Origin of the sequence: Corynebacterium sp. UMB9976, from assembly GCF_030212265.1 — a bacterium.
Lineage (GTDB): Bacteria > Actinomycetota > Actinomycetes > Mycobacteriales > Mycobacteriaceae > Corynebacterium.
This window is the reverse complement of record NZ_JASODY010000020.1, coordinates 1-24,756: the sequence shown is the minus strand read 5'-3', so window position 1 is coordinate 24,756 and position 24,756 is coordinate 1. Positions and strand designations below refer to the sequence as shown.

26 protein-coding genes and 2 pseudogenes are annotated in these 24,756 nt (G+C 62.3%); 10 read left to right on the top strand and 18 right to left on the bottom strand.

The window, feature by feature from the left end:
- Window positions 1-84 precede the first annotated feature (84 nt).
- Window positions 85-411, bottom strand: coding sequence for a DUF5997 family protein (locus tag QP140_RS08500; RefSeq protein ID WP_284759156.1), 327 nt, complete (start codon window positions 409-411; stop codon window positions 85-87).
- Window positions 412-636: 225 nt separating this feature from the next.
- On the opposite strand from QP140_RS08500, the gene QP140_RS08495 reads away from it, so the two are divergent.
- Window positions 637-1,449, top strand: a complete 813-nt coding sequence (locus QP140_RS08495; protein WP_284759154.1) for a LysR family transcriptional regulator substrate-binding protein — start codon at window positions 637-639, stop codon at window positions 1,447-1,449.
- 15 nt (window positions 1,450-1,464) lie between these two features.
- Complete coding sequence (locus tag QP140_RS08490; RefSeq protein ID WP_284759152.1) at window positions 1,465-2,079, top strand: GNAT family N-acetyltransferase; 615 nt, start codon at window positions 1,465-1,467, stop codon at window positions 2,077-2,079.
- A gap of 90 nt (window positions 2,080-2,169) precedes the next feature.
- Here QP140_RS08490 and QP140_RS08485 read toward each other — a convergent pair whose 3' ends face one another.
- The 4 genes from QP140_RS08485 to glpX form a co-directional block, all read right to left on the bottom strand.
- Complete coding sequence (locus tag QP140_RS08485) at window positions 2,170-3,729, bottom strand: MDR family MFS transporter (protein ID WP_284759150.1); 1,560 nt, start codon at window positions 3,727-3,729, stop codon at window positions 2,170-2,172.
- An 81-nt stretch (window positions 3,730-3,810) separates the two neighbouring features.
- On the bottom strand, window positions 3,811-4,533 hold the full coding sequence (locus QP140_RS08480; RefSeq protein ID WP_284759149.1) for a TetR/AcrR family transcriptional regulator: 723 nt from the start codon (window positions 4,531-4,533) through the stop codon (window positions 3,811-3,813).
- A gap of 177 nt (window positions 4,534-4,710) precedes the next feature.
- Window positions 4,711-6,114 carry a class II fumarate hydratase gene (locus QP140_RS08475; RefSeq protein WP_148812584.1) on the bottom strand — a complete coding sequence of 468 codons (1,404 nt, stop codon included), beginning with the start codon at window positions 6,112-6,114 and terminating at the stop codon, window positions 4,711-4,713.
- Window positions 6,115-6,280: 166 nt separating this feature from the next.
- The gene (glpX, locus tag QP140_RS08470; RefSeq protein ID WP_070758600.1) at window positions 6,281-7,309 is read right to left on the bottom strand and encodes a class II fructose-bisphosphatase; all 1,029 of its coding nucleotides are present in this window, start codon (window positions 7,307-7,309) and stop codon (window positions 6,281-6,283) included.
- Window positions 7,310-7,533: 224 nt separating this feature from the next.
- Here glpX and QP140_RS08465 point away from each other — a divergent pair, with 224 nt between their 5' ends.
- Window positions 7,534-8,193, top strand: a complete 660-nt coding sequence (locus QP140_RS08465) for a DUF4245 domain-containing protein (protein ID WP_284759148.1) — start codon at window positions 7,534-7,536, stop codon at window positions 8,191-8,193.
- A 3-nt stretch (window positions 8,194-8,196) separates the two neighbouring features.
- Here the strand turns inward: QP140_RS08465 and QP140_RS08460 are convergent, their stop codons facing one another.
- Window positions 8,197-8,511 (bottom strand): exodeoxyribonuclease VII small subunit, encoded by a 315-nt coding sequence (locus QP140_RS08460; RefSeq protein ID WP_284759146.1) that lies wholly within the window; start codon window positions 8,509-8,511, stop codon window positions 8,197-8,199.
- 26 nt (window positions 8,512-8,537) lie between these two features.
- The gene (gene xseA, locus QP140_RS08455) at window positions 8,538-9,830 is read right to left on the bottom strand and encodes an exodeoxyribonuclease VII large subunit (protein WP_070761011.1); all 1,293 of its coding nucleotides are present in this window, start codon (window positions 9,828-9,830) and stop codon (window positions 8,538-8,540) included.
- A gap of 154 nt (window positions 9,831-9,984) precedes the next feature.
- Between xseA and QP140_RS08450 the strand changes: the two genes are divergently transcribed.
- On the top strand, window positions 9,985-11,013 hold the full coding sequence (locus QP140_RS08450; RefSeq protein ID WP_070758597.1) for a 4-hydroxy-3-methylbut-2-enyl diphosphate reductase: 1,029 nt from the start codon (window positions 9,985-9,987) through the stop codon (window positions 11,011-11,013).
- Window positions 11,014-11,154: 141 nt separating this feature from the next.
- Here the strand turns inward: QP140_RS08450 and QP140_RS08445 are convergent, their stop codons facing one another.
- The 4 genes from QP140_RS08445 to QP140_RS08430 all read right to left on the bottom strand — a co-directional run bounded on the left by QP140_RS08445 (window position 11,155) and on the right by QP140_RS08430 (window position 15,594).
- Window positions 11,155-11,985, bottom strand: a complete 831-nt coding sequence (locus QP140_RS08445) for a DUF6542 domain-containing protein (RefSeq protein ID WP_284759143.1) — start codon at window positions 11,983-11,985, stop codon at window positions 11,155-11,157.
- A gap of 5 nt (window positions 11,986-11,990) precedes the next feature.
- Window positions 11,991-13,646: an AI-2E family transporter gene (locus tag QP140_RS08440; RefSeq protein ID WP_284759140.1), complete on the bottom strand. Its 1,656-nt coding sequence runs from the start codon at window positions 13,644-13,646 to the stop codon at window positions 11,991-11,993.
- A gap of 96 nt (window positions 13,647-13,742) precedes the next feature.
- Window positions 13,743-13,910 (bottom strand): methionine/alanine import NSS transporter subunit MetS, encoded by a 168-nt coding sequence (gene metS / locus QP140_RS08435; RefSeq protein ID WP_284759139.1) that lies wholly within the window; start codon window positions 13,908-13,910, stop codon window positions 13,743-13,745.
- A 1-nt stretch (window position 13,911) separates the two neighbouring features.
- Window positions 13,912-15,594, bottom strand: a complete 1,683-nt coding sequence (locus QP140_RS08430) for a sodium-dependent transporter (protein WP_284759138.1) — start codon at window positions 15,592-15,594, stop codon at window positions 13,912-13,914.
- 226 nt (window positions 15,595-15,820) lie between these two features.
- On the opposite strand from QP140_RS08430, the gene ychF reads away from it, so the two are divergent.
- The 4 genes and pseudogenes from ychF to QP140_RS08415 all read left to right on the top strand — a co-directional run bounded on the left by ychF (window position 15,821) and on the right by QP140_RS08415 (window position 17,680).
- Entirely contained in the window at window positions 15,821-16,909 is a 1,089-nt protein-coding gene (gene ychF, locus QP140_RS08425) for a redox-regulated ATPase YchF (RefSeq protein ID WP_284759136.1), read from the top strand.
- A 20-nt stretch (window positions 16,910-16,929) separates the two neighbouring features.
- Window positions 16,930-17,070, top strand: coding sequence for a recombinase family protein (locus QP140_RS10445; RefSeq protein ID WP_257000612.1), 141 nt, complete (start codon window positions 16,930-16,932; stop codon window positions 17,068-17,070).
- Window positions 17,071-17,169: 99 nt separating this feature from the next.
- A pseudogene (locus QP140_RS10440) lies at window positions 17,170-17,328 on the top strand (recombinase family protein); the annotation flags it as partial.
- 181 nt (window positions 17,329-17,509) lie between these two features.
- Window positions 17,510-17,680 (top strand): hypothetical protein, encoded by a 171-nt coding sequence (locus tag QP140_RS08415; RefSeq protein WP_218079174.1) that lies wholly within the window; start codon window positions 17,510-17,512, stop codon window positions 17,678-17,680.
- A gap of 55 nt (window positions 17,681-17,735) precedes the next feature.
- On the opposite strand, the gene QP140_RS08410 is transcribed toward QP140_RS08415, so the two are convergent.
- The 3 genes from QP140_RS08410 to QP140_RS08400 are packed head-to-tail and all read right to left on the bottom strand — an operon-like array spanning window position 17,736 to window position 19,150.
- Window positions 17,736-18,326 carry an anti-sigma factor gene (locus tag QP140_RS08410; protein ID WP_284759134.1) on the bottom strand — a complete coding sequence of 197 codons (591 nt, stop codon included), beginning with the start codon at window positions 18,324-18,326 and terminating at the stop codon, window positions 17,736-17,738.
- Window positions 18,326-18,874 (bottom strand): sigma-70 family RNA polymerase sigma factor, encoded by a 549-nt coding sequence (locus tag QP140_RS08405; RefSeq protein WP_284759132.1) that lies wholly within the window; start codon window positions 18,872-18,874, stop codon window positions 18,326-18,328. Before QP140_RS08405 ends, QP140_RS08410 begins: the two co-directional genes overlap by 1 nt.
- 30 nt (window positions 18,875-18,904) lie before the next feature.
- Window positions 18,905-19,150, bottom strand: coding sequence for a hypothetical protein (locus QP140_RS08400; protein WP_284759131.1), 246 nt, complete (start codon window positions 19,148-19,150; stop codon window positions 18,905-18,907).
- Window positions 19,151-19,309: 159 nt separating this feature from the next.
- On the opposite strand from QP140_RS08400, the pseudogene QP140_RS08395 reads away from it, so the two are divergent.
- Window positions 19,310-20,362, top strand: a pseudogene (locus QP140_RS08395) (cytochrome c biogenesis protein/redoxin); the annotation flags it as partial.
- Between the two features lie 211 nt (window positions 20,363-20,573).
- Here the strand turns inward: QP140_RS08395 and QP140_RS08390 are convergent.
- The gene (locus QP140_RS08390; protein ID WP_070758589.1) at window positions 20,574-21,803 is read right to left on the bottom strand and encodes an MFS transporter; all 1,230 of its coding nucleotides are present in this window, start codon (window positions 21,801-21,803) and stop codon (window positions 20,574-20,576) included.
- Window positions 21,804-21,894: 91 nt separating this feature from the next.
- On the opposite strand from QP140_RS08390, the gene QP140_RS08385 reads away from it, so the two are divergent.
- Window positions 21,895-22,572, top strand: coding sequence for a TetR/AcrR family transcriptional regulator (locus tag QP140_RS08385; RefSeq protein WP_070462451.1), 678 nt, complete (start codon window positions 21,895-21,897; stop codon window positions 22,570-22,572).
- Between the two features lie 247 nt (window positions 22,573-22,819).
- Here the strand turns inward: QP140_RS08385 and QP140_RS08380 are convergent, their stop codons facing one another.
- The 3 genes from QP140_RS08380 to QP140_RS08370 are packed head-to-tail and all read right to left on the bottom strand — an operon-like array spanning window position 22,820 to window position 24,461.
- Entirely contained in the window at window positions 22,820-23,098 is a 279-nt protein-coding gene (locus tag QP140_RS08380; RefSeq protein ID WP_148813379.1) for a hypothetical protein, read from the bottom strand.
- Complete coding sequence (locus QP140_RS08375; RefSeq protein ID WP_070758586.1) at window positions 23,088-23,708, bottom strand: hypothetical protein; 621 nt, start codon at window positions 23,706-23,708, stop codon at window positions 23,088-23,090. The genes QP140_RS08380 and QP140_RS08375 overlap by 11 nt, the downstream gene beginning before the upstream one ends.
- Window positions 23,709-23,720: 12 nt before the next feature.
- On the bottom strand, window positions 23,721-24,461 hold the full coding sequence (locus QP140_RS08370; protein ID WP_070758585.1) for a hypothetical protein: 741 nt from the start codon (window positions 24,459-24,461) through the stop codon (window positions 23,721-23,723).
- Window positions 24,462-24,756: the final 295 nt, after the last annotated feature.

Genomic DNA, 24,756 nt, shown 5'->3' with positions numbered 1-24,756 from the left:
CATATACTTTCCTGAAACCTACAGGTCAACCCCTGAAAATCGGCGATTCCGGACACACTTTTTGACCCTTAACCCGCGGATGACCTAGTTCTTGCCGCCTGGGCGATTTTCCGCCAGCGACTTCCGAGCCGCGCGCAGCCACTCCGGCTGGTTCTCCAGCAGCTCCTTGATCTCAGCGGTGGTCAGCGGCTTATCCAGGTCATTCTTGCGCAGCGCAGTGATCGTAATGCCCAGCTTCCGCGCCACCTCCGGGCGTGGGTGGGGACCCTCGAGGCGTAGCTGCTGCAGCCACTCAGGTGGGTTCTGCTGCAGCTCCACGAATTCCTCGTGGGCCAGCGGGGTGTTCTGAAACTCCTCCGGGGCGGCCGGGAGGTAGATTCCCAACTTCTTCGCCGCCGTCATTGGCTTCATCTTTGGCCCCTTGGAGACCTTCTTTTCTGTCATTGCCTCTCCTGATCGCTCAGACATCCTGTCCGAGCCGGTATTTCTCTGGTCCGCGCGCCACCAGTAGCGGCGCTGCGCATGCTCAACTTTTCCGTCACCCATCCTAGAGCCAAGTGCCCGTTAACCCCGCCTCCCGGCAACCTGGCCTGACATTCCTTAAGTACCCGCGGGGCCTCGCGATAGGATGGCCCCATGGCTCAGCTCGCCCCGCGCTACCTCCGCGTCGTCTTCAGCCCCGGCATCAACCCGGACAAGTGGTTCGCTCGCTTCGACGACCGCGTCCCCGGATGGCGAAGCGCTGGCGCCGCCACAGACGATCCGCTGACATACATCAACAACGGAGAAGCGGACGTTGCGATCGTCCGTCTCGGGCAAGGCGGCGTACAGAAGGAAAAATTCCACGCCGTGACCCTCTACGAGGAACAAATGGGCGTGGCCGCCCCCAAAGAGCACCCGATCGAGGTGCTTGACCGGGTCAAGTGGGCCGAACTCTCCGACGAGATGTTCATGTACACCACACCCGCCGACGGCATCGACGACCTGCTCAAACTCCGCGAAATGCTGGGCGTTGTCGCAGCCAACGTCGGAATCGCCGTCGCGCCCCGCCCCCTCCTGCGGGCCCTAAGAACCAGGGGAGTGGTCAACCGCGAGCTCCTGCTCCCCGCACCGCGAGACGAAGATCCGGACGCAGGCGCAGTCGATAGCGCGGCGGTAAGCGGTGAGGAGAAGGGCACCGCGCCCGGTCCAGAGCTGCCCGGCACGACCGTCGTCGCCGTCGTTTGGCTGAAAGAGCGGGATGCCGAGGAAATACAGGAATTCGTCGGCATCTGCCGCGGCCGAAAGGCCGGAAGCAGCCGCGGGGAACTCAGCGGCGCGGAACAGAAACGAGCCGCTCGCACACCAAAAAACGCGACGTCGTCGACAACCACCCCACGCCGAGCCCGCGGGCGCGCAGGGGCGCGCAAGAAAAGCGGCAAGAAAAATTGGAAAGGCCGCCGGCACTAAGGCAGAATCTGTGCCATGACGACCGTGGGTAAGAACACTCCAGAGACGACGGGCGGATCCGAGCCGAAGATCCAGGACGTCGAAAGCCCGAAGCGCGCAGAAGACAGCATCATCATCCGCAACCTCCGCGAAGAGGACTACCCGGAAGTGCGCGCCATCCTGCAAGAAGGCATGAACACCGGCGAAGCCACCTTCGAGGCCGAAGCCCCCGAATGGGAGGACTTCCGGGCAGCGCGCCTGCTGGAACTGACCTTCGTCGCCGAAGACGAAGCCACCGGCAAGATCCTCGGCTGGATCGCGGCCTCCCCAGCCAGCCAGCGCGAAGTCTTCCACGGCGTGATCGAAGACTCCATCTACATGTCCAGCGACGCCAAGGGGCGTGGCGTAGGCGGCAAGCTGCTCGACACCCTCATCGCCGAAGCCACCAAGGCAGGCCGCTGGTCCATCCACTCCCACATCTTCCCGGAGAACGAAGGTTCCGTGCGGCTGCACGTGTCCCGCGGATTCGAACTCGTCGGGACCTTCCACTCCATGGCAAAGATGAGCTACGGACCCAAGAAGGACGCCTGGCGCGATAACCAGGTCTACGAGCTCGTCCTCGAGGAAGGGCCCGCCCGCAACGGCGAATAATCCCCCGTCGCGCCCAGCTGAGCCGCTTCGCTAGGATAGCGTCTCGCTGAGTCGCTGGTGTTTGATGTCGCGCCCAGCTGAGACGCGCTTTTAGTCTAGCGTCTCGCTGAGGCGCTGGGGCCGAATGAAGACCAGCACCAACCCCGCCACCAGCATCGCCGGCGCCAACCACCCCAACACCGGCACCAGCGCATCGTTATACGCGCCCACCACAGCATCCCGCACCGGATCCGGCAGCTCGTGCACCGCATGCGGCGTCAAACTGTGTTGACCGCCATGGGCGAACTTCTCCGCATACGGCGCCGCCGCAGGTCCCATCGCAGCCAGCGCCTCCGGCAACCGCTGCGACATAAACTCGCCGGCACGGTGGCTGAACAAGCTGCCCACCACCGCGGCACCCACCGAACCGCCGATCTGGCGGAAGAAATTATTCGCCGCCGTCGCGGTACCCACAATCTTGATGGGGAAGGTGTTCTGCACCACCAGCGTCAGGATCGGCACCGTCAAGCCCAACCCCACGCCAAATACCGCGAGGCACAGCCCGAGGTACTTCATCGAGGAATCCGGGGTCAGCCGCCCCACCATCACCAACGCGACCGTCGCGATCCCCAGGCCCACAACGGGAAAGTACTTATACTTGCCCGTGCTCGAGATATAACGCCCCGACGCCGTCGAGGAGATCAGCATTCCTGCCATCATCGGGATCATCATGAGCCCAGCAGCCGTGGGGGACAGGCCGTGAATCATCTGGATATACGTCGGCAGATAAGCCATCGCACCGAACATCGCCACGCCAACGATGATGCTGGAGATCGTGGTCAGCGCGAAGTTGCGCACCCCAAAGAGCTTCGTCGGCAGCACCGGGTTCGCCACCCGCGGCTCAACCACCAGGAACAATGCGGTGGCCACGATGGTGCTGCCCAGCAGCCCCAGGATGACCGGATCGGTCCAGCCGTAATCGCGGCCACCCCACGTCAGCGCCAGGATCAGCGTGCTCGTTGCGGCAGCCAACAACACCGAGCCGAACCAGTCGAAAGGTGCGCGCTGCCCGCGCCGCGGTAGCTTGAGCGCGAACGCCGAGAGCGTGAACGCGATGATCGCCAGCGGCACGTTGAACCACAGCGCCCACCGCCAGCCTGGGCCGTCGGTAAAGAATCCACCCAGCAGAGGACCGAGCACACTCGATAGGCCAAAGACCGCGCCCATCAACCCCATGTACTTGCCGCGCTCGCGGGCCGGGACAACGTCGGCGATGATCGCCTGCGAGAGCACCATCAGGCCACCACCACCCACGCCTTGCACCGCGCGGGCGAGGATCATCATCCCCATGGACTGCGCATTCGCACCAATCACCGAGCCGAGCAGGAAGACCGCAATCGCGAACAGATACAGCGGCTTACGTCCCAGCTGATCGCCCAGCTTGCCGTAGATCGGCATGCCAATGGTCATCGTCACCAAGAATGCGGTGATAACCCAGCTCATCTTGTCCGCCCCGCCCAGCTCGCCGACGAGTGTCGGCAGTGCGGTGGCGAAGATCATCTGCCCCAGCGAGGACATGAGCATGCCGATCATCAGCGAGGCGAAAACCAGCGGGACGTTATTTTGTTTGCGGTAGTCCTTTCCAGGGGCGGTGGACGCGGTATCTGTCATCTTTTCTTCCTGCTGTTGGGTTCGTTGTTGTGATGTTTATGTCGGTTGGGGAGGGGACGACGTCCCCGCCTGCAAGCTCGGTCACTCAAAGCTCAGCCGGTCGAAACCAGCATGGAGCGTGCCGAGGGCGCGGGTAGCGGCGGTGAAGGCCTCGGCGTCGGCGATGCCGCTATCGGAACTGTGCGCCAGGGCGAACGCGGACCACACCGTGGAGGTCACCATGTTGACCAGCAGATGCGCTTCTTGTTCGAGCGGTAGATCCCGCAAGCTTCGATTGGCGGGGTGCTCGGTCAGGTTGGCGATAATGGCCTTCTTGAGGCGCTCCTTAGCCTCATGGAGCGAACGATGGCGGTCGTAGAGCAGCTCGGGGGATGTGCGAAGAAGCACGGCACGGCGCCGGGCGATCTCTCGGGAGAGCGCTGGGTCGATCGAACTGGCATGCCGCCGCTTCTGGACCTCAATATGCGCCCTGCCGACGAGCTCCACCACCTGCGCCGGGAAGGGGAGGTCCTTCTCGGCGGACAATTCAGTGATCTCCGCGAGTAGGGCCGGGGTGACGACGCTGGCTGACGGGCCGCTCAGCAGCTGGGCCTTGGATTCGAAGTAGTTGAAGAAGCTGCGGCGGCTAATGTCCGCGCCTTCGCAAATCTGCTCCACGGTCACTTGATCCACGCCGTGCTCGAGGAAGAGGCGGGTGGCCACGTCCTCGATGGTGAGCGTGGTGTGGAGCCGGTTTCGCTCACGCCTTCCGGTCGGCGGTCCGGTGTGCTCGGGCCTAGGTTCGGGAGCTGGGTGCTGTGTCACCCAAAAAAGATTACGCTCAGTGCACTATTGCACGCAATGCAAAAATATGTGAGATGGCCGATACTTCGGGCCGTAGGGCGGGTACAAAAAACCGGCCGGGCCACGGGGATCCGTGGCTCGGCCGGCGGACGCGGCGCGTGAGCTGGCCTAATGCCAGTTCAGCGCGGCGGGTGCTTCTTAGAAGCGGTCGCGGTCGGTGTTGGCCATCGCCAGCACGTCGAGGCGCTTGTCCAGCTCCTCTTCGGAGAGCTTCTCCGGGACGAAGCCCAGGTCGATGACGGTCTGGCGGATGGTCTTGCCCTCAGCCAGTGCGGTCTTTGCGACCTTAGCTGCGTTCTCGTAACCGATCGCGGAGTTCAGCGGGGTCACGATGGACGGGGACTTCTCGGCCTCCAGCTTCATGTGCTCCTCGTTGGCCTCCAGGCCGTCGACGAGGCGCTCGGCGAAGACGGTGGCGGTGTTCGCCAGCAGCTTGATGGACTCGAGCACGTTGCGAGCCATCATCGGGATGAAGACGTTCAGCTCGAACTGGCCCTGGGTGCCACCGAAAGCGATCGCGGCGTCGTTGCCGATGACCTGCGCGGAGACCTGGGTTGCGGTCTCACACAGAACAGGGTTGACCTTGCCCGGCATGATGGAGGAGCCCGGCTGCAGGTCCGGCAGGTGCAGCTCGCCCAGGCCGGTCAGCGGGCCGGAGCCCATCAGGCGGATGTCGTTGGCCATCTTGTAGAAGGAGACGGCGACGCTGCGCAGCGCGCCGGACATCTCGACCAGACCGTCGCGGTTAGCCTGAGCCTCGAAGTGGTCCTCGGCCTCCTTCAGGACGTCCAGGCCGGTGAGGTTCTTGAGCTCCTCGGTGACCTTCGCGCCGAAGTCAGCCGGGGTGTTCAGGCCGGTGCCGGTTGCGGTGCCGCCGATCGGCAGCTCGCCGACGCGCGGCAGGGTAGCCTTCACGCGCTCGATGCCGAGCTCGATCTGGCGGGCGTAGCCACCGAACTCCTGGCCCAGGGTGACCGGAACCGCGTCCATCAGATGGGTGCGGCCGGACTTCACGACGTTCTTGTACTCCTTGGCCTTGTTCAGCAGGGAAGCCTCAAGCTTCTCCAGGGCCGGGATGAGGTCCTTGACGGCGGCCTCGGTGGTAGCCACGTGGGTCGCGGTCGGGAAGGTGTCGTTGGAGGACTGGCCCATGTTGACGTCGTCGTTCGGGTGGACCTCGACGCCCGCCTGCTTAGCCAGGGATGCGATGACCTCGTTGGTGTTCATGTTCGAGGAGGTGCCGGAGCCGGTCTGGAAGACGTCGATCGGGAACTCGGCGTCGAACTCGTTATCGGCGATGCGCAGGGCAGCGTCGACGATGGCCTGGCCCTTCTCCTCCGGGAGCAGGCCGCGCTCGATGTTGACCTTGGCGCAAGCAGCCTTCAGCAGGCCCATCGCGCGGATCTGTGCGCTCTCCAGCGGGCGGCCGGAGATTGGGAAGTTTTCCACTGCGCGCTGGGTCTGGGCGCGCCACAGGGCCTTCGCCGGGACCTTAACCTCGCCCATCGTGTCGTGTTCGATGCGGAACTCTTGATCGGTCATAATCGCTTCCTTCTGTTCTGAAGAATTAATAGTTCGGATTATCGCGCGCCCCAGCTGGGGCGGGGAGCTTCGGGCGCTCCCCATGCCACACAACATTCTACCGAGCTTTGCGACACGCGGGTCGCGGGGCAGTCTCCATGCGCGTGAGGAGCGCGTGATGTTCGCTTTAGATGTAGTCGAGCACCGAGTACTCCTGCAGCTTGCCCAGCTGGTGCTGGGACTCCAGGAAGCGGATCGTGCCGGACTTCGAGCGCATGACCAGGGAACGGGTCACCGCGGAGCGGTTGCGGTAAGACACGCCGCGCAGCATGTCGCCGTCGGTCACGCCGGTGGCGACGAAGTAGCAGTGCTCGGAGTTCACCAGGTCGTCGGTGGTGAGGATCTTGGACAGGTCGTGGCCGGCGTCGATAGCCTTCTCACGCTCAGCGTCGTCCTTGGGCCACAGCTGCCCCAGGATCTCACCACCCATGCACTTCATGGCGGCGGCGGTGATGACACCCTCCGGGGTGCCACCGATACCCATCATGATGTCCACCGAGTTGGTGGAGGAGTCCTGGGCGGCAGCGACCGCGCCGGCGACGTCGCCGTCACCGATCAGGCGCACCTTCGCGCCGGCTTCGCGGATCTCACGGATCAGGTCGTGGTGGCGCGGGCGGTCCAGAACCACGACGGTGACCTCCTCAGGGGCGATGCCCTTGGCCTTCGCGACGACCTGGATGTTGTGGGAAGCCGGCGCGTCCAGCTCGATCAGACCCTTAGCCTCCGGGCCGACGGCGATCTTCTTCATGTAGAACACCGCGGATGGGTCGTACATGCTGCCGCGCTCCGCCGCCGCGATAACGGAGATCGCGTTCGGGCGACCCTCTGCCATCAGGGTGGTGCCGTCCACCGGGTCGACGGCGATGTCCACCGCCGGGCCCTTGCCAGTGCCGACGGACTCGCCGTTGAACAGCATCGGTGCTTCGTCCTTCTCACCCTCACCGATGACGACGACGCCGTCCATCGCGACGGAGTTGATCATCATGCGCATCGCGTCCACAGCGGCGCCGTCGCCGGACTCCTTCTGGCCGCGGCCGACCCACTTTCCGGACGCGAGCGCGGCAGCCTCAGTCACGCGCACGAGCTCCATGGCGAGGTTGCGATCGGGGGCCTGCTTGGTCGACTGCGGGGTGGCGCTGGAATTATCGGCGGACATGGTGTTAAACCAACTCTTTCACTCGATTGGGTCGTGCGGGCTGAGCGTGCTGTTCGACTCCGCCACGTTTTTGTAGTTCCGGCAGAGTGCAGCCCTGTACGGCCCTCATTTTATATCCCTCCGCACACAGAGGTTGGCAGCGACGTGGGGACTGCCCTAACTCGGGCAGCGCCCGTGATTGCGAGTGCGGGTGGGAATTACCAATTCCGCCTGCTTTTGGGATAATGACCGGCGTGCGTATCGAAAAGCCCCGTCTGTTTCAGTCCACGAAGGACATCCTGCTGACCCTCGGTGTCCTCCTCCTCGTGACGTTCTTCACGGTGGGCTTTACCGGCCTGTGTTCCTTCAACCCGGGCGGGCCGGACAAGTCCGGTCCGGTCCGTGAGGTGGACGCCCACTCCTTCCTCACCCTGGAGGCACGGGGCATGAGCTTCCCGCTGCGGGAGCCCAAGATGCCAGAGGGTTGGGTGCCGAACTCCGCCCGCCGATCCCAGGTCGGGGCAGAACCTGCGCCGCTGGTGGGCTGGGTCATCGACGGGGAGCGGTACATCTCGCTGCGCCAGACCTCTGCGGACTTTAAGACCGCAACCCAGCCGGATCAGCACTTCCGCGAGGCTGCGGGGACCGAGGAAGCCGGCGGACTGACCTGGCACGTCTACAAGGGGGAGGACGCCCGCCCTATCTGGGTCGCGGACGCGGGTGAGACGCGCTTGATTTTGGAGGGGATGGCCAGCCACGAGGACATGGCAACCGCCGCGGAGATCACGGCGAAGACCGAGCCGCTGGAGGTCTCGGCTGAATCCCAGTCCACCGGGGGAGCACCCGCAAGCAGCGGTGCGGCAGACTCCGGAGTTGCTGGTGGGGCAGCCGGCGACGCCCGGTAGGGATTAAGAGCTGCTCGGCCCGCCGGTCTGTTGACCGGCGTCGCCCTGCCCCGAAGAGCCCTGGCCCGCATTCCCCTGAGGCGAGCCGCCCTGGCCTGCGTTTTCCCGCGCGGCCAGGGCTTTTTCGATGCGCGTGCTTGCCCCATCCAGGTACTTCTCGCAGTACGCTGCTAGCTCCTCGCCTCGCTCCCAGTAATTCAGCGACTCGTCGAGGCTCATCTGGCCGAGCTCGAGGATGCGAACGACCTCTACCAGCTCGTCGCGGGCCTGCTCATAATTTAGTTCGTCGATTGGGCGAAACTTCTGCTGTTCACTCATGGCTGCTCCTTCACTGATCCTTAAAACTATTCTTCTTCGGTGTTTGTCGGTGTGTTAGCTCGCGTCGTATCTGAAGCTTCTGAGCCGGGGGCTCGCTCCACCGCCATCGCCGCGGCGGTCACGGAACCATCCGCCACTCGGATGCGCAACTGCGAGCCGGGGGCGACATCCGCCACCGTGGTGACCACGGCAGGGCCCGACCCATCCCGGGGGATGACCTGCATGATGGAGTAGCCGCGGGCCAGAGTCTGGGATGGCCCCAACGCGTTGACCTGGGCGCGCAGCGAGGTGATGCGGGAACGCATGTCGCGAACGAGCAATCCGAGCGCGCGGTCCTTTCGGCCCACTGCCTCCTCGATGATCTCCCGTTGCCTGCGCAGGGGGAGCAGCGGGTCAGCCAGCACTGGCCGGGAGCGGACCCCCTCAAGCTGTCGGCGCTCCGAGCGCACCCAACTGCGCAGGGCACCCACGGCCCGTTGGCGCAGTTCCGCGATCGCCTGCTGCTCGCCGAGCACATCCGGAACCACCTTTTTCGCTGCGTCGGTGGGGGTTGCGGCCCGCACATCGGCGACCAGGTCGAGCACGGGATTATCCGGCTCGTGTCCGATCGCCGAGACCACCGGGGTGCGCATCCGTGCCACCGCGCGGACCAGCGCTTCCTCGGAAAATGGCAGCAGGTCCTCCACCGAGCCACCGCCACGGGCGACGATGATGACGTCCACGTCTTCGTCGGCCTCGAGTCGCTGCAGTGCAGCGACCACCTCGGGCACCGTATTCGGCCCCTGTACCGCGGTGTTGATCACCTCGAAGCGCACGGCCGGCCACCGCTGCTGGGCGACACTCAGTACGTCCCGCTCCGCGGCAGAACCCCGCCCGGTGATCAGGCCGATCTTCTTCGGCAGGAATGGGGGAGCGGTCTTCAAACGCGGGTCGAAGAGCCCCTCGGCGCTCAGCGCCCGCTTCAACTGCTCGATGCGTGCCAGTAGCTCGCCCACGCCAACCTGACGCACCTGGGTCACCCACAGCGAGAAGGAGCCCCGGCCCGCGTAGAAAGCGGGTTTGCCGTAGACCACCACCCGGTCGCCATCACGCAACGGGGTCGGCAGGTTCTGCAGGGTGCGGGTGTTCATGGTCAGCGGAATGGAGAGGTCCTTTTCCACATCACGCAGGGTGATGTAGGACAGCTTCCACGTCGGCTTCATGTTGACCTGCGTGATCTGGCCCTCCACCCACAAGAAGCCGAGGCGCTCGATCCACCCCTTGATCTTCTGGTTGACCATGGACACGGGCCACGGCTGCTCCGGTGAGTTCGCGTTCATGCGAGTCATTGTAGAGATCGCTGCAGACAAGCCCGGGAGGCCTCGCAGACAATGCGCGCTTGCTTACCGGCGAACACGGTTCGACGTCCGCCCCAACGGCCGCGGCGGAACCGCGGAAAAGCCCATGATTTGGCAGCTGGGCTAAGGTGGGGGCATGACTTTGCCTGGTACCACCGACACCCGACAAAACGACGACACCACCGCGGCCACCCCATCGGGCACCGCGGGGAAGAAGAAGGTTTACCTCGCTGCACCGCGCGGCTACTGCGCCGGCGTGGATCGTGCCGTTGAGACCGTAGAAAAGGCGCTCGAAAAGCATGGCGAGCCGCTCTACGTCCGCAAGGAGATCGTGCACAACAAGCACGTCGTCAAGACCTTCGAGGAACGCGGCGTGATCTTCGTCGATGAAGCCGACGAGGTGCCCCGCGGCTCCAACGTCGTCTTCTCCGCCCACGGTGTGTCCCCAGCCGTCCGCGACCAGGCCCGCCAGCTGGAGCTGAAAACCTTCGACGCGACCTGCCCGCTGGTCACCAAGGTGCACCACGAGGTCACCCGCTTCGCGAAGCAGGGCTACCAGATCATCCTCATCGGCCACCACGGCCACGAGGAGGTCGAAGGCACCGCGGGCGAGGCGCCGGACGTCGTCCACCTCGTCGAGGACCAGGAGGACGTCGACAAGCTCGAGTTCGCGGATGACGAGAAGCTCGTCTGGCTCTCCCAGACCACCCTCTCCGTCGACGAGACGATGCGCACTGTGAAGATGCTGCGGGAAAAGTTCCCGCACATCCAGGATCCGCCGTCCGATGACATCTGCTACGCCACGCAGAACCGCCAGGTCGCTGTGAAGGCCATCGCGCCGAAGGTCGACCTGATGATCGTGGTTGGCTCCCAGAACTCCTCCAACTCGGTGCGCCTCGTCGAGGTCGCGCTGCAGAACGGGGCGAAGGACGCCCACCTCGTCGACTACGCCAACCAGGTCAAGCCGGAGTGGTTCGAGGGCGTTGAGAACGTCGGCGTGACCTCGGGCGCCTCCGTGCCGGAGATCCTCGTCCGCGGTGTTCTCGAGCTGCTCGCCGAGCGTGGCTATGCCGAGGTTGAGGAGGTCACCACCGCCACGGAGGACCTGATCTTCTCCCTGCCGCGCGAGCTGCGCCCGTCCCGCACCGCCGGCCGGAAGGCTTAGTCACCGAACGTTGAGGCTGGGGAGGGGAGAGATCCCACCCCGGCGTGATGTGAAAACCCGCCACGACCATGGTCGTGGCGGGTTGTGCTTTTTGAGAGGCTCAAGCCGAAAGCTAGATCAGCTGGCTTGCCCTGCGCGGAGCTAGTAGTCGCGGTCCTCAGTGGACTCCCGCCCGGCGCCGGTGTGTCGGCTTCGTGGCAGGGGGCTGCGGCGGCTGCCGTACTCCGACCGCCCAGAGCGCGATACGCCCTCGGTGGGGGAGGAGTAGCCAGTCGAGTACCGGGATGAGGACTCGGAAGAGGGGTAACACTGCGCCGAGCGTTCATCAGCCCGGCCCGGGACACCGCGGCGGCGCTCTGAGGAGGCCCGCAGATCCTCACGGCTATAGCTACGAGCGCCCTCAGTACGGCGCTGCTGGAATCGCGCCGGGTCGAAGGGCACATTCTTCCCGCTGGTAGCCGAACGCCGGTGCGCGGCACGAGAACGAGCGCGCTGGGAAAGCTCCTCGTTGGAGCGGTTGGCGTCGGACTGGCGGCGACGGCGCTGCGTGGCCCTGGCCCGCGCACGGTCGACGCTCTCCCGGTACAGCCACCACCGCACCGCAGCGAGCAGCACGCAGATCAGCATCGTGACAGCGAGCCACAGGTAATGCTGGACGATCGGGTAGGCCGACGTCGCCAACTTCGCCTTGGCCGAACCACCGGAAGGGGCTGCGATGCGGGCCACGATGAACGTCCCCACGACAAACCAGAGGGGGAACGAGGCCACCGTGAGGAACAGGCCACGCGGCTCCACGAACAGGGTGCAGACCACCATGGCGGCGGCGAAGAGCACGAAATACCCCGTCGGCAGCGTCGTGCTGCCCCAGCCGATGACAAGCCCAGTCAGCAACACCGCGGTCATCACTAGCAGGGGCGACCAGACGGGGAAGCGGGAACTTGCGTTATGCGGGGAGGTATCAGACACGGCCATTGATGTTACTTATCGCCCTTGCGAAGCGGGTTGAGCAGGTTGCTGAAGGTCAGCTTTTCCTTAGTGACCTTCATCGCGCCCCGCTGGCCCGCCAGCCACTGCTCCGCCTTGCGCTGGGACTGCGCACCGGACAGAGATCCCGCGGTGGTGGCGAACTCGATATCCTCCATGGATTTCTCGCCCGTCGCGAGATCCGTCAGGTCGCCCATGTAGCGCAGGACGACGGCGATCATCGCAGCTGCCGGAACCGCCAGGAACGCGCCGATAATGCCGAAGAGCGTGCCACCCAGCGTCACTGCCAGCAGCACGATCACCGGGTGGAGGTTCATCGCCTTGGCCTGCAGCCACGGCGAGAGCACGTTGCCCTCCAGCTGCTGGACAGCCAGCACCAGGATCAGGGTGAAGATCGCAGTCTTGAAGCCCACGCCCACCAGGGCGATCAGGACCGAGAGGACACCGGCGACGGTGGCACCGACGATCGGAATGAAGCCCGCGAAGAAGGTCAGCACCGCCAGCGGACCCGCCAGCGGAACACCCATCAGGAAGAGGCCACCGCCGATGAACACGGCGTCGATCAAGGAGACCAGTGCCTGGGTGCGGATGAACCCGCCGAGAGTCTGCCAGCAACGAGTCAGCGCCTCGGTGAGGTGCCAACCGACGCGGCGACCCGTGATGCGGCGGATCATCGGCAAGAATTTCTCGCCGTCCTTGAGGAAGAAGAAGGTCAGCACCAGCATGATGAACAGCGTCATCAGGGCAGACAGGGTGGCGGACGCGCCCGCGGCGACCTCAGAGGCGATGCGTCCAGACTGGTTCTGCAGCCAGTTCGTCGCCTGATTCAAGGCATCGTTGAACTGGCTCTCCTGGAGATTGACCGGCGGGCCCTGCAGCCAGCGCTGAATCGTGCGGATACCGGCATTGGCCTGGGTGGCGAGTTCTCGGGACTGATCCACGGCAGGTGGGATGATCAGCGCGAACAGGCCGGCGATCACCACGAAGAAGCCGATGATCGTCGTGGCCACCGCGAGTGCGTTCGGGAAGCGTAGCTTCTCACGCAGCACGCGGACGACCGGCCACAGCACGGTACAGACGATCAGCGCCAGCAGAACCGGCAGGATGCCCACCCACAGTTTGCCGAAGGCCTTGGAGGCCACGTAGGCGGCCAGTGCGATGATCAGCAGGCGCAGGCACCAGCCCGCGAACCAGCGCACGGAGGTGCCCAGCACCTCGGCACGATCCCGCACTTCGGGGTTGAGGTCCTCGGCCTCGTCGAGGCTGGTGTACTTATCCAACGAGCCGTCGTGGAGGTGGGGGTGCTTCTTATGAAATTCGCGAGACTTTTCGCTCAGCTTCTCGGCGAGCTTATTCTTGCCGCCGGAGTGCTCCTTGTCATCGCTCTCGTTATCCGACATGCCCTCCGGGATAGCGGGGGCAGCTCCGTCGACGTTGACGCCCTGAGCGTCGCTGTCCTCGTTCTGCGTGGACGTGGTGTCCGAGCTGCGACGGCTGCGACCCTGCTCTTCGGGCAGGGGCAGTGTGGATTCGTGATCAGCGCGCCGGGATCCGGCGAGGAAGTCGGCGAAGTCGCGCTCGCTGTCGTGGTCGGGGGTGTGATCGCCCTTGCCGCGGCCGCTATTGCGCGGGTCTTTGGAAGAATTCATGTGTCCATCATGCCTGAAAGGTGCGCCAAAACAATGCTTAACCCCACCGCAAATCATGGATTTGCCGGTGGGGTTAGCTTTAACGTGGGAGCGGTGCTAGGACACCCGAACGGCGGCGAGAGCCTCGTCGTGGGAACCTGGGGCGGTCCCCAGCTCGCCCGATTCCTCATCGGTGCTGTTGGTCAGCATGATGACGGATCCGACGAGGCCGCCCCAGATGACAAGGATGAAAAGCACCATCATGATCAGCGCGATTGCGGTCATGTTAGTTGTCTCCCTTCTTGGTGGGGTTGGACTCAGCGGTAGTGGTAGCTGGGCTCTGTGCCGCGGCGGCCAGGGTATTTGGCTCGTTCTTCTTGCGGCCGAAGCTCGGCACTCCGTAGTCCGAGCCCGGGACCCCATCGAGGTGGATTCCTTGGCGGAATGGAACGATCGTCATGATGATCGCGGCGATCGCGATGATCGTCAGCACCAACCAGCCATAGGTGGTGATCTGACTGGTGGCGTAGCCCTCGTAAGGCTCCTTAATCAGGCCGATAATCTCAGAGATCATCGTGTACAGCAGGACGATCGGGGTCAGGACGAATGCGAAGAACTGCCAGATCGGACCAACCTTCACGGAGGACACAGCGTTGAGGTGCTGAGTCAACTCCACGCGGCGCTTGAACACCCAAGCGGTGAGGATCAGGGCCAGCGAGGCGCAGAAGATGATGCCGATGTTGTTCGTCCACTTGTCCATGATGTCCAGGGCGATCAGACCGGTGGTCGCCGAGAACAGCAGGGTGGAGATGGTGCCCATGACCGCGCCGATGATGATCGCGGTGGTCTTGCGCTCCAGGTTGAACTTGTCCTTGACCGCGGAGACCACGACCTCCATCAGGGAAATCAGAGAGGTCAGGCCGGCGATAAACAGGGAGACGAAGAACAGGATGCCGAAGACCTCACCGAAAGGCATTTCGTTGATGATCGTCGGGAAAGCAACGAAGGCCAGGCCGATGCCGCCGCTGACAACCTCAGAGACGTTGGTCTGCGTCTGGTGAGCCATGAAGCCCAGCGCCGCGAAGACACCGATACCAGCCAGCAGCTCGAAGGAGGAGTTCGCGAAGGCGGTCACCATACCGGTGTTCGTCAGGTTGGTGCGTGGCTTCAGGTAGGACGCGTAGGTGGTCATGATTCCGAAGCCGATAGACAGGGAGAAGAAGATCTGGCCGTAGGCCGCGATCCACACGCCCGAGTCAGTCAGTGCGCCCCAGTCCGGGGTGAAGAAGGCGTTCAGGCCGTCGAGCGCGCCGTCCAGGAACAGAGCGCGAACGACCATGAGAAGGAACAGGACGATCAGCAGGGGCACGAAGATGGTGGTGAGCTTACCGATACCCTTGTTGACATCTGCCGCCAGCACGATGGTGGTGATCACCCACACTGCGACCATAATCAGCAGAATGGGGATAACGAACTTACCCGAGTGGGTGGACTCGGCGTCCAGGTGCAGGAAGTCGTTGAAGAAGTAGGACTCGGTGTCCGTGCCCCAGCTCAGCGAGAGCGACTTCCATGCGTAGAGGCCTGACCAGCCGATGATGGCGGCGTAGTAGATGGTGATGAAGAAAGCCACGCCCACCTGCAGCCAGCCGATCGGCTCCGCGCGGCGGTCCATGCGCCGGTAAGCCAGCGGTGCCGAGGCGCGGAAACGGTGGCCGATGCTGAAGAAGAACCACAGCAGCGGGACACCCGCCGTCAGCAGGGCGATCAGGTAGGGGATGAGGAAGGCGCCGCCGCCGGAATCGTAGGCGACGTAGGGGAAACGCCAAATATTGCCCAGGCCCACGGCCGAGCCAATCGCCGCCATGAGGAATACCAGGCGGGTGTTGAAGGTCTCGCGGGTCTGAGGGCGCGAGTCGTCGGTGAATGCTCCGGGTGAGGTTGTGGAGCCACCGGGCGTTGTGGAGCTCATGATGTGGTGCGTCCTATCGAAAAGATAGTAGCGGGAGGCCACCGGCGGGTCCGGTGATCTACCTCACGCTCTTGAAAAGGGAATATTAGCAACACACAGCGAATTCCAAGTGATTTTTGACGTACTTTCTCGATCAACATTGGGTAGGGTGGCGCGTTTGAACCAAGGGGAGTACTTCAGGCAAGCTAGAAGGCACTATTCGATCGCATCTGTAAGGACTTGTTGAGTGTCTCTCACCCTTGGAATTGTTGGCCTGCCGAACGTCGGCAAGTCCACCCTTTTTAACGCGCTGACCCGCAATGACGTACTGGCGGCGAACTACCCCTTCGCCACGATCGAGCCGAACGAGGGGCTGGTGGAGCTGCCGGACTCGCGTCTGGATCGCCTGGCGGAGATCTACGGCTCTGAGCGCATCCTCCCGGCCACCGTCACCTTCGTAGACATCGCCGGCATCGTGAAGGGCGCATCCGAGGGCGAGGGCATGGGTAACGCCTTCCTGGCCAACATCCGCGAGGCCGACGCGATCTGCCAGGTGGTGCGCGCCTTTACCGACGACAACGTCATCCACGTTGACGGTCGCGTCGACCCTGCCAGCGACATCTCGGTCATCAACACCGAGCTGATCCTCGCCGACCTGCAGACCCTGGAGAAGGCCCTGCCGCGCCTGGAGAAGGAAGCGCGCAAGGACAAGGACGTCGCCGACACCGTCGAGGAGGTCAAGAAGGCCCAGGCAGTCCTCGAGGACGATCGCACCCTCTTCGCCGCCTCGAAGAGCGGCGAGGTTGACCTGGATCTGCTCCGCGAGCTGCACCTGATGACCGCCAAGCCTTTCCTCTACGTGTTCAACTCCGACGAGGATGTCCTCACGGATGACGCGAAGAAGGACGAGCTGCGCAAGCTGGTCGCCCCGGCCGAGGCCGTCTTCCTGGACGCCCAGAGTGAGACCGACCTGCTGGAGCTTGACGAGGAGGACGCCGCAGAGCTGCTCGCCGCTGTCGGCCAGAACGAGCCGGGCCTGCAGACCCTGGCCAAGGCTGGCTTTGAGACCCTCGGCCTGCAGACCTACCTGACCGCCGGCCCGAAGGAGGCCCGCGCCTGGACGATCCACCAGGGCGATACCGCACCGAAGGCCGCTGGCGTGATCCACTCCGATTTCGAGCGCGGTTTCATTAAGGCTGAGATCGTCAGCTTTGAGGACCTCGATGAGCTGGGCTCTATGGCCGAGGCCCGCGCGGCAGGCAAGGTCCGTCAGGAGGGTAAGGAGTACGTCATGGTCGACGGCGACGTCGTCGAGTTCAAGTTCAATGTAACTTAAGGCGCGCCAGTGTTAGTCGTATGACAACACGTGCTGCCATTTACCTTCGCATCTCGCTCGATGCTGCAATGGACGGTCTTGCCATCGAGCGTCAGCGCGAAGACTGTGAAGCCATTGCAAAGCAGCGTGGCTGGATGGTCGTGTACACCTATGTGGATTAGTCGATCTCGGCCTCTAAGAAAGACGTGGAACGTCCCGATTACGACGCGATGGTGGCTAGTCTTCAGTGAGGCGAGCTAGACGCGATTATCTGCTGGGACTTGGATCGTCTAACGCGGCAGCCCGCGCAGCTCGAAGGGTGGATCGACAGAGCGGAACAGCACGGGTTGAAGCTTTTTACCGCGAATGGTGATGCGGACCTCAGTACTGACGGAGGCCGGATGTTCGCGCGCATCAAGGCAGCCGTAGCACGCGGTGAAGTCGAGCGTAAAGGGGCTAGGCAGTCACGCGCCCAACAGCAGCGTGGAGAGCGAGGGCAGACACCGTCCTCGCCGGCTACGGCGCAACGCAGGCGATGCCAGGCCCGCTGTTCACGTTCGCGTCCTTCCTCGGTGCCAGACACCACGCGCAGGTGCGGCCCTGGCTGGAGCGAATGCCGCGGTGGTCGGCATTCTCGGTGCAGCGCTGTACACCCCGGTGTTCACCGCCGGGGTTTCCGGCGTGATCACTCTGTCCATCACCGTGGTCTGCTACGCCGCGCCCACCTCGTGGAAGGTCCCGCCCTGGGCGGTCGTCATCGGCGCGGCCCTGGTCGGCTGGATTGTGCTGTGAACTTCGCTCTCGTCCGGTGCTCGGCGCTGAAGCGCGCCAAGGGACGGAACTGGGACTAGAGCGTCACCTTGGCTAGCACCGCACCGGTGGGTTGCGCCGCGCCGGCGGCGACTTCCTCGGTGACGAGGGCTGAAGCAGTTCCACCGGGCAGCGGCATCCACACGTCGTCGTGGGGTTCTTGGCCGATGACGCCGGCGGATTCCATTGCTCCGTCGTCCATGACTGCCCACACTTGTGCCCCCATGCCGTCGTCGAGAGCTGGCTGGCCGTTGACCATGGCGCCGCCCTTGCCCATGTCAGAGCTGATCACGATGTCGAGGCTCGCGCCCATCGCGTCGGCCTGACCTTGACGGGCGTCGTCGGCCTCCATGACTGCGTGCATTTCGTCGACGCCCTGGGCTGTCACGGATTCGCGTGACTCGTCGACAGTGAATTGGGTGACCGCGAACCCGCCACCGGCGATGAGCACAACGGCGGCTGCTGCGGCGGTTGCGAGACGTCGCCCGGAGCGGTTCTTCCGCGCGGTGTCGAAGTCAGCGACCTGGTCGGTGGCGTCGATACGCTCCATGATTGAGCGTTTGAGCTCCGGTGGCGGGGTGACCGGCGTGGCCGCGGAATTGAAGAGGTCCTCGATATCTTTATCCATCACAGGCCTCCTTTCAACGACACGGCCTTGCGAAGCTTTTGCAACCCGTCGCGTACCCGGGTGTTGGCTGTTCCGAGAGCGACGCCAGTGGCATCGGCGATTTCTTGGTGGGTGAGTTCCCCAAAATACGCGAGCATGAGCGCACTTCGATGGGGCTCTCCGATTGAATCAATGAGTTCTTGTAGCTCCTCAGACTCTAGTTGCTGTTGAGCTTCGTCCTCAGCGGCAGCGACCCACGTGGTCAGTTGACTGTTGAAATCGTCGGTGTCGCGGGCTTGGGAGCTGCGCCAGCTCCGCAGCCGATCGATGGCGCGCGATTTGGCGAGCCGCAGTACCCATGACTTGGCGCTGCCGCGGTGTGGGTCGAAGGTGTGGGCGCTCTGCCATACCTCCACGAAGACTTCTTGGGTGACCTCTTCTGCTTGGGCCCGGTCACGCAAGATGTGGGTGGTCAGACCTAGAACCTGTGGGGCCAGAACGTCGTAAAGCTCGGCGAAGGCGACTTTATCGCCCGCGCGCACGCTTTCTAAGAGACGGTCCGGATCCACGGATTCTAAATCTAACACCTGGGTGATGTGTTACTTGGATTCTTCCATCATTTTGTCTTCGCTCATCATGGCATCGGAGGACGGTGCCATGGAATCGCTCATCATCGCCTCGGAAGACGGTGCCATGGAATCTTCGCTCATCATGGCATCGGAGGACGGGGTCATGGAGCCGTCCATCTTGTCCTCCATATTCTCCTCGGAGTCGTTGCATGCGACGAGGCCGGTGGCGGCGATGACGATGGCGCTGGCGCTGGCGATTGCGCGGTTGATAGACATAGTGTCTCCTTCACTTTTTCGGTTCGCAGGCGCAGTGTTTCTGGCCCGTCACTGAGTACTACGGAGCCGGGGGGCTGATGCGGATTGGACCAATCCGGTGCGGGTGCTCACTCCGTAGTGCTGGGTGTAGGAAAGGCAACCGGAAAGTAGAGGAAACTCATGATCAGCGTGATTCTTGTCGGATTCATCGGAGGTCTGATCACGGCATTGTCGCCGTGCATTTTGCCGGTGTTGCCGGTGGTGCTGGGTGTCAGCGTCGGGCGTAAACCGTCGCACGTGGTGACAGGTTTGGTCGTGAGCTTCGCCGCGATCGCGCTGCTGGGTACGATTCTGCTTAGTGCGCTGCATTTGCCACAGTCAGTATTGCGCTGGGCGGGAGTGGTGTTGCTGGCATGGGTGGGGCTGGGAATGATTTTCCCGCCGGTGGGGGAGGTGTTGCAGAAGCCCTTTGACGCGCTTCCGCGCCCCACGGCATTGCAGGAGAAAACGCGCGGCAAGGGAGGTTTTCTCATCGGTCTGGCCCTTGGCGCGGTGTACGTTCCGTGCGCGGGCCCGGTGCTTGCAGCGGTGACGGTGGCGGGCCCGACTGGGCATATCGGCTGGAACACGGTGGTGCTCACTGTTGCGTTCGCGATTGGGCCCGCGCTGCCGCTGTTAGTGTTCGCCCTGGCGAGCAACAAGATCGGTGACAAGGTAGACGCGGTGCGGCGCCACCGTAAGGCCATCGGCGTGCTCATCCTGGTCTTCACTGCGGCGTTTGCTCTCGACGCGCCGGCGGCGATCCAGCGTGCGCTGCCGAATTGGACGTCGTCGCTGTCGAACCGTTTTGAGAATTCGGACTTGGCCAATGACGCTCTCAACAAGGTCGGACCAACTGGGAGCGGTTCACTGCAGTCGTGCCGCCGCGCCGACCCCGCGCAGCTGCAGGATTGTGGCCCGGCACCGGAATTCGCGGGGCTGACGAACTGGATCAACGCCGACCAGCCGCCGAGCCCGCAGGACGGTGGTGTCATGCTCGTTGATTTCTGGGCGTACGCCTGCATCAACTGTCAGCGTGCGGGGGAGCACATCACGAAGCTTTACGACACTTATCGAGATTCCGGCCTCACCGTCGTCGGCGTCCATTCCCCTGAGTACGCTTTCGAGCACGACCTGGGCAATGTCCGCAACGCCGTAGAAAAGGAAGGTATCCACTACCCGGTGGCGCAGGACATTACTGGATACTCACCACAGCGTTACTAAATCCGTGGTCCTAACAGCTATCGCGTCCCCATTCGTGGCCATGTCTCAGTCGTTTAGCAAGCACGCGAATACGCTCTGGTACGAGATTTTCGATGTCGTCAAAGACAACTCGCTGGTGGACTACTCGGGGCCGACTCCTGCGGATAACGTGATGGAACGGCTACTTCAGGCACGCTCATAGTTATTGGCGTAGTGCGGGTACGGTGTGGGCGTAGATGACGACCACTGCAATCAAGGCGATACAGACGGCGAAGGGTGCCAGCGGGTTCCACCCGTAAAGGGCGGTCGAAGCCAGCGGGGCAATCGCGTACGCCAACCCATTATTAGCGTTGATGATGCCAGCCACTGCGCCTTGCTCATCTGCACTCATCTTCAAGGTTGGGCCAGTGTTGTACCCGGGCATCGCCAGTCCCATACCTACCCCCAGCACGATACACCCGACAACCAGTAAAGCGTGCGAGGAGGTAGGCCAAATGAGCACAGTTGCAACTAGTGTAATGGCCAGACCAGTACGTAAAAGCTTCGCTGCTCCCCACCCTGTCTTTGGAGCAATCACCGCTTGGGCAATGATCATGGTCACGCCCATGATGGTCAGGTAAATCGCGGAAATACCTGCGGTCGCAGTTGCCGACAGGGCGAAGCGGTCTTGGACAGTGAATCCAAAAATCGTAGCAACAGAAGAAAACACAAGAAACATCACCAGACCAGTTGCTAGCCAGGGAGCTACACGCGGATCAGTGAAGCGAATCCGTTGAGGCTTTGCAAAAAGTTGCCCTCGGCTTTGAGGTGCGAAACTCACCAAGAGAACAACCAGACCAATCACCATCACAACGGGCATGACCACCAAGGGCAAGAGCAGGCCACCAGCAGCGGCTAACACACCTCCAGTAACACCTCCAACAATGGAGGCCATCCCTTGAGCCGCTCCAATCATGCCCAGTGCTTTTACCCGCCCGTTCTCGCTGGCAGCATGCGTGACCAGGTGGGCTTGCGCGGTCGGGGCGATCGCTGAAATCCCTCCACCATAGAGCAAACCACGAGTGATCACAACACCAAAAACTAGTCCGACACCGCCAACTACCTGGTTCATCCCCAGGTAGGAGACAATACCGAAGGCGCTCAAAGCGATGATCGCGATCACAAGCCCAGCAGCGAGTACACGCTTAGCGCCGACACGTTGGGAAGCTCGCCCCCAATAAGCACTCAAGCTCGCTAGTACAATCGCTGCCAAAGAGATAGTGGCGCCAATATGCCATTCCCGCAATCCCATCTGTCGTGACAGTGGCGCGATGATCGGATTGAGAATCATTTGCCCCATAAAGGCGAGAAAAACGATTCCCACTACCAGGTTCGCTTGCGCTGCTGGATCAATAGAGCTCTGTGTCGGCTTATTACTACGAGGGTCGGGCATCACTACACTCCATTACTAGAACACTGTTTCACTTAGGGATATTGTAGAATGGTGTTCTAGTAAGGGTCAAGGAATAAGTTAGGGTCACCTTATGAACACTGTGCTAACGGGGCGAAGGGCTGGGCTATCACGCGAGCTGATTGTCAAACAAGCTGTACAGTTAAGCGCGATCAGTGGCGTTGAGGGATGGTCAGTACGGGACATTGCCCGTGAACTGGGCGTGGTTCCCTCAGTGATTTATCATTATTTTCCAAACAAGGAAGCCATTTGTGATGCTGTTGTAGACCGGGTATGTGTCGGGATTGAAGTTCCCGACCCGGACCTTGAATGGAAAGCCTGGTTTCGAGCTATGGCTCACAATCTACGCCCCGCATTGTTAGCATATCCGGGGATTACCGACAGGTTCGCGCGGGGCAAGTTCACCGAACAGTTTTTGCCGATGATCGATGGAGCCTGGGCCAAACTACAAGAAGCTGGGTTTGGTGACAATTCGCCTGTGGCCTACACAATTATCGCGAACTCGATCATCCACACGATCGGAGCGAGAAACCTGCGCGCATCCAATCAAATCCAGCCTCGCCACAACCTGCACGAAATGCTTGTCAGGCTTGAGCCTATGATGGCTCAATCTGTTGGACTGACCAGTATTGTCAACTCTTACCTGGAGCCTCTCTCACACCCTGATGAAGAAGAAGCGATGTCCGAGGAATACTACGACCTCGTCATCGATGTGATCCTAGACGGCATCGAACACACCCTGCTGCCTTAACTCTGACCCACTTCTCAATCATCGTCTTAGTGAACGCCCGCACAGCTGTGTACTTCAACACAGCGGATGTAGCCCAGTTGATAAGCCGGGTCAGTTCACGTTCACACCCGCGTTCTCATGGTCACAGAGACGGTTAAATAGTTCTTCCTGATACGGATTATTCATGGTGTGCCCTTCATCCAGGTATGGGTAAAGGGGGCCAAGGCACACACCCTGACCCCCTTCGCTGTCTGCTACGGGCTAGCGTCTACTCGGTAGCACCCGCCGTGGTCGGCTCCACCACATCATGTTCAGCCGTCGCCAGCGCCTCCGGGCGGATCACGGAACCGCCGTACACCTGGAGGCCCGTAATCGCACGGGTGAAACGGAACGGCAGCATGGACGATTCCTCCACCTCCGTGATCTGGTAGCCGAACGGGGTAGCCATCGGGTGGCCCGCAATGACCACCTCACGGCCCGCCACCGTCGGCACCGTCGGCGCGGAAATGATGCGGAACCCGAGCAGGCGACCAATCTCACCGTTCAAGAGATTGCTGTTGTTCACTGCCTTGTCCAGGCGCTCGTCGTGCAGCAGCGCCGCTTCCATCCATCTCGGGGCCAACCATCACGAAACGGTCAGTCTTCGGAACGTGGGTAGCGTTCAACTTCTTACGCAACTTCACTAGCACGGAGAAAGAATCCTTGGAATCAATATCCAACGGAAGCTTGCCCACCTGGTTCTGCTTACGAACGCCGTCCTTCATGAGTTTGCCGATGTAGGTATCTACCTGCTCGGCCATGCCCTCCGCAGCCTCTTGCACAGCCTCCGGCTTCACATCCAGGCCGGACTGGACGGAAGATACCAGCGGAATCTTGAAGTTGAAGTAGTCGCCCTGGTCGGTCTTGAACTTACGCTCTCCGAACTCGACATCTTCAACAATCATGTCTTCGGACTCGTCGTGCTTACGGATGGTGGGACGGCCAAGGTTGGAGACAACAACCTCGTCACCCTTGCCCTTGATTTCACCTTCGAAGTCGCGGTTCGTCACGCCTTCCTGCGCGAATGCCCAGGTCTCCTTGAGCGGCTGCATGAGCGCGGACGCGACAACGGGGCCAATTACCGGATCCCAGTTCTTGTGGGACTGTGGAGTTGCCATAGTGTGTTCCTCCTAGTGGAAACTGTTAGCGGCTGATACGGCCTTCCTCCACTGCCTTGTTGATTTCCTCAAACTTGCCCTGTGCGTACAGGCGGTTGAGGTCATCGGCGGTGAGGATTCGGCCATCGTTGTTGTTCGTGGGGCTGGGGTTCCGCTGGTGCGGGGTGCTACCCCACCCGCCTTGAACTGTGGGAATGAGTTGAGCGTGTTGGTGACGAGTTCGCCAGCCTTACTGTCCCACTCGTCGCTGCCCCACTTCGGGAGATCACCTACACCACGGAGATACGGCACAAGCATGTCGGGGTCTGCCCCGTTTTCCTTCGCCAGCTTGCGTAGGGTGTTGTCCTCGCGCATTCGGTCGAGTTCGGCCTGGAGCTTGTCACGCTCGGCTTCTCGTGCCTGCGCTGCCTGCCTGGCCTGCTTGATTTGTTCCTCCGGGTCTTCGTCGGACGGTTCAAAACCGAGTACCTGCGCGAGTTTCTTCAACGTCGCTGCCTGTTCTTCCGCCTGCTTCGCCTTCACTCGGCGGTCGCCGTTCTCGTTCTTCAACTTGCGGTTTTCCGCTTCGTATCGGGCGAGCTGCTTACGTAGCGCGTCAAGGTCTACGGCTTCGTCCGCCTCGTTGGCCTGCGCCTCGCCTAGGTGTTCACCGGCTTGGGTGTAGTTGCCCTGCTCGGTGTCGTGCTGGGCTTGCTGCGCCTTGTCAGCGGCCTGCTGTGCGAGGTCTGCGGGGGTGGTGTTTTCATCCGACATGTGGTTTGTCTCCTCCGTGGGGTGTTGGGTGTGTTCCACGCCTTGGTGGTAACGGAGGTGAGTATGAGACATATTGGTTGGCGGTCAGTTTTATTGAGTGGTTACCCAGTCCCCAGCTTCAACAAAAGCTGTTAAATCAACAGGGGAACTTCCTAGTAGCTCCACCGTGCCGTCGGACTTCACCAGCGCGGGAGAGTGTCCGATTGTTTGTGTGCGGAGGCTTGGTTTACAAGTAGTCCGCGAATCGGTCGGGGTAAGCCACGGCTAGTTGGTTGATGGCTTGTTTCCACCCGGT

What these genes read in the sequence shown, in the direction of transcription:
- QP140_RS08400 (WP_284759131.1), bottom strand. Translation starts at nt 19,150, where the DNA reads ATGTCTATCAACCGCGCAATCGCCAGCGCCAGCGCCATCGTCATCGCC.
- QP140_RS08410 (WP_284759134.1), bottom strand. Translation starts at nt 18,326, where the DNA reads ATGGATAAAGATATCGAGGACCTCTTCAATTCCGCGGCCACGCCGGTC.
- QP140_RS10445 (WP_257000612.1), top strand. Translation starts at nt 16,930, where the DNA reads ATGACAACACGTGCTGCCATTTACCTTCGCATCTCGCTCGATGCTGCA.
- QP140_RS08500 (WP_284759156.1), bottom strand. Translation starts at nt 411, where the DNA reads ATGAAGCCAATGACGGCGGCGAAGAAGTTGGGAATCTACCTCCCGGCC.
- QP140_RS08375 (WP_070758586.1), bottom strand. Translation starts at nt 23,708, where the DNA reads ATGGCAACTCCACAGTCCCACAAGAACTGGGATCCGGTAATTGGCCCC.
- QP140_RS08475 (WP_148812584.1), bottom strand. Translation starts at nt 6,114, where the DNA reads ATGACCGATCAAGAGTTCCGCATCGAACACGACACGATGGGCGAGGTT.
- QP140_RS08430 (WP_284759138.1), bottom strand. Translation starts at nt 15,594, where the DNA reads ATGAGCTCCACAACGCCCGGTGGCTCCACAACCTCACCCGGAGCATTC.
- QP140_RS08385 (WP_070462451.1), top strand. Translation starts at nt 21,895, where the DNA reads ATGAACACTGTGCTAACGGGGCGAAGGGCTGGGCTATCACGCGAGCTG.
- QP140_RS08390 (WP_070758589.1), bottom strand. Translation starts at nt 21,803, where the DNA reads ATGCCCGACCCTCGTAGTAATAAGCCGACACAGAGCTCTATTGATCCA.
- QP140_RS08440 (WP_284759140.1), bottom strand. Translation starts at nt 13,646, where the DNA reads ATGAATTCTTCCAAAGACCCGCGCAATAGCGGCCGCGGCAAGGGCGAT.
- QP140_RS08370 (WP_070758585.1), bottom strand. Translation starts at nt 24,461, where the DNA reads ATGTCGGATGAAAACACCACCCCCGCAGACCTCGCACAGCAGGCCGCT.
- QP140_RS08450 (WP_070758597.1), top strand. Translation starts at nt 9,985, where the DNA reads ATGACTTTGCCTGGTACCACCGACACCCGACAAAACGACGACACCACC.
- QP140_RS08460 (WP_284759146.1), bottom strand. Translation starts at nt 8,511, where the DNA reads ATGAGTGAACAGCAGAAGTTTCGCCCAATCGACGAACTAAATTATGAG.
- xseA (WP_070761011.1), bottom strand. Translation starts at nt 9,830, where the DNA reads ATGAACGCGAACTCACCGGAGCAGCCGTGGCCCGTGTCCATGGTCAAC.
- QP140_RS08495 (WP_284759154.1), top strand. Translation starts at nt 637, where the DNA reads ATGGCTCAGCTCGCCCCGCGCTACCTCCGCGTCGTCTTCAGCCCCGGC.
- QP140_RS08445 (WP_284759143.1), bottom strand. Translation starts at nt 11,985, where the DNA reads ATGGCCGTGTCTGATACCTCCCCGCATAACGCAAGTTCCCGCTTCCCC.
- QP140_RS08490 (WP_284759152.1), top strand. Translation starts at nt 1,465, where the DNA reads ATGACGACCGTGGGTAAGAACACTCCAGAGACGACGGGCGGATCCGAG.
- metS (WP_284759139.1), bottom strand. Translation starts at nt 13,910, where the DNA reads ATGACCGCAATCGCGCTGATCATGATGGTGCTTTTCATCCTTGTCATC.
- QP140_RS08465 (WP_284759148.1), top strand. Translation starts at nt 7,534, where the DNA reads ATGACCGGCGTGCGTATCGAAAAGCCCCGTCTGTTTCAGTCCACGAAG.
- QP140_RS08485 (WP_284759150.1), bottom strand. Translation starts at nt 3,729, where the DNA reads ATGACAGATACCGCGTCCACCGCCCCTGGAAAGGACTACCGCAAACAA.
- glpX (WP_070758600.1), bottom strand. Translation starts at nt 7,309, where the DNA reads ATGTCCGCCGATAATTCCAGCGCCACCCCGCAGTCGACCAAGCAGGCC.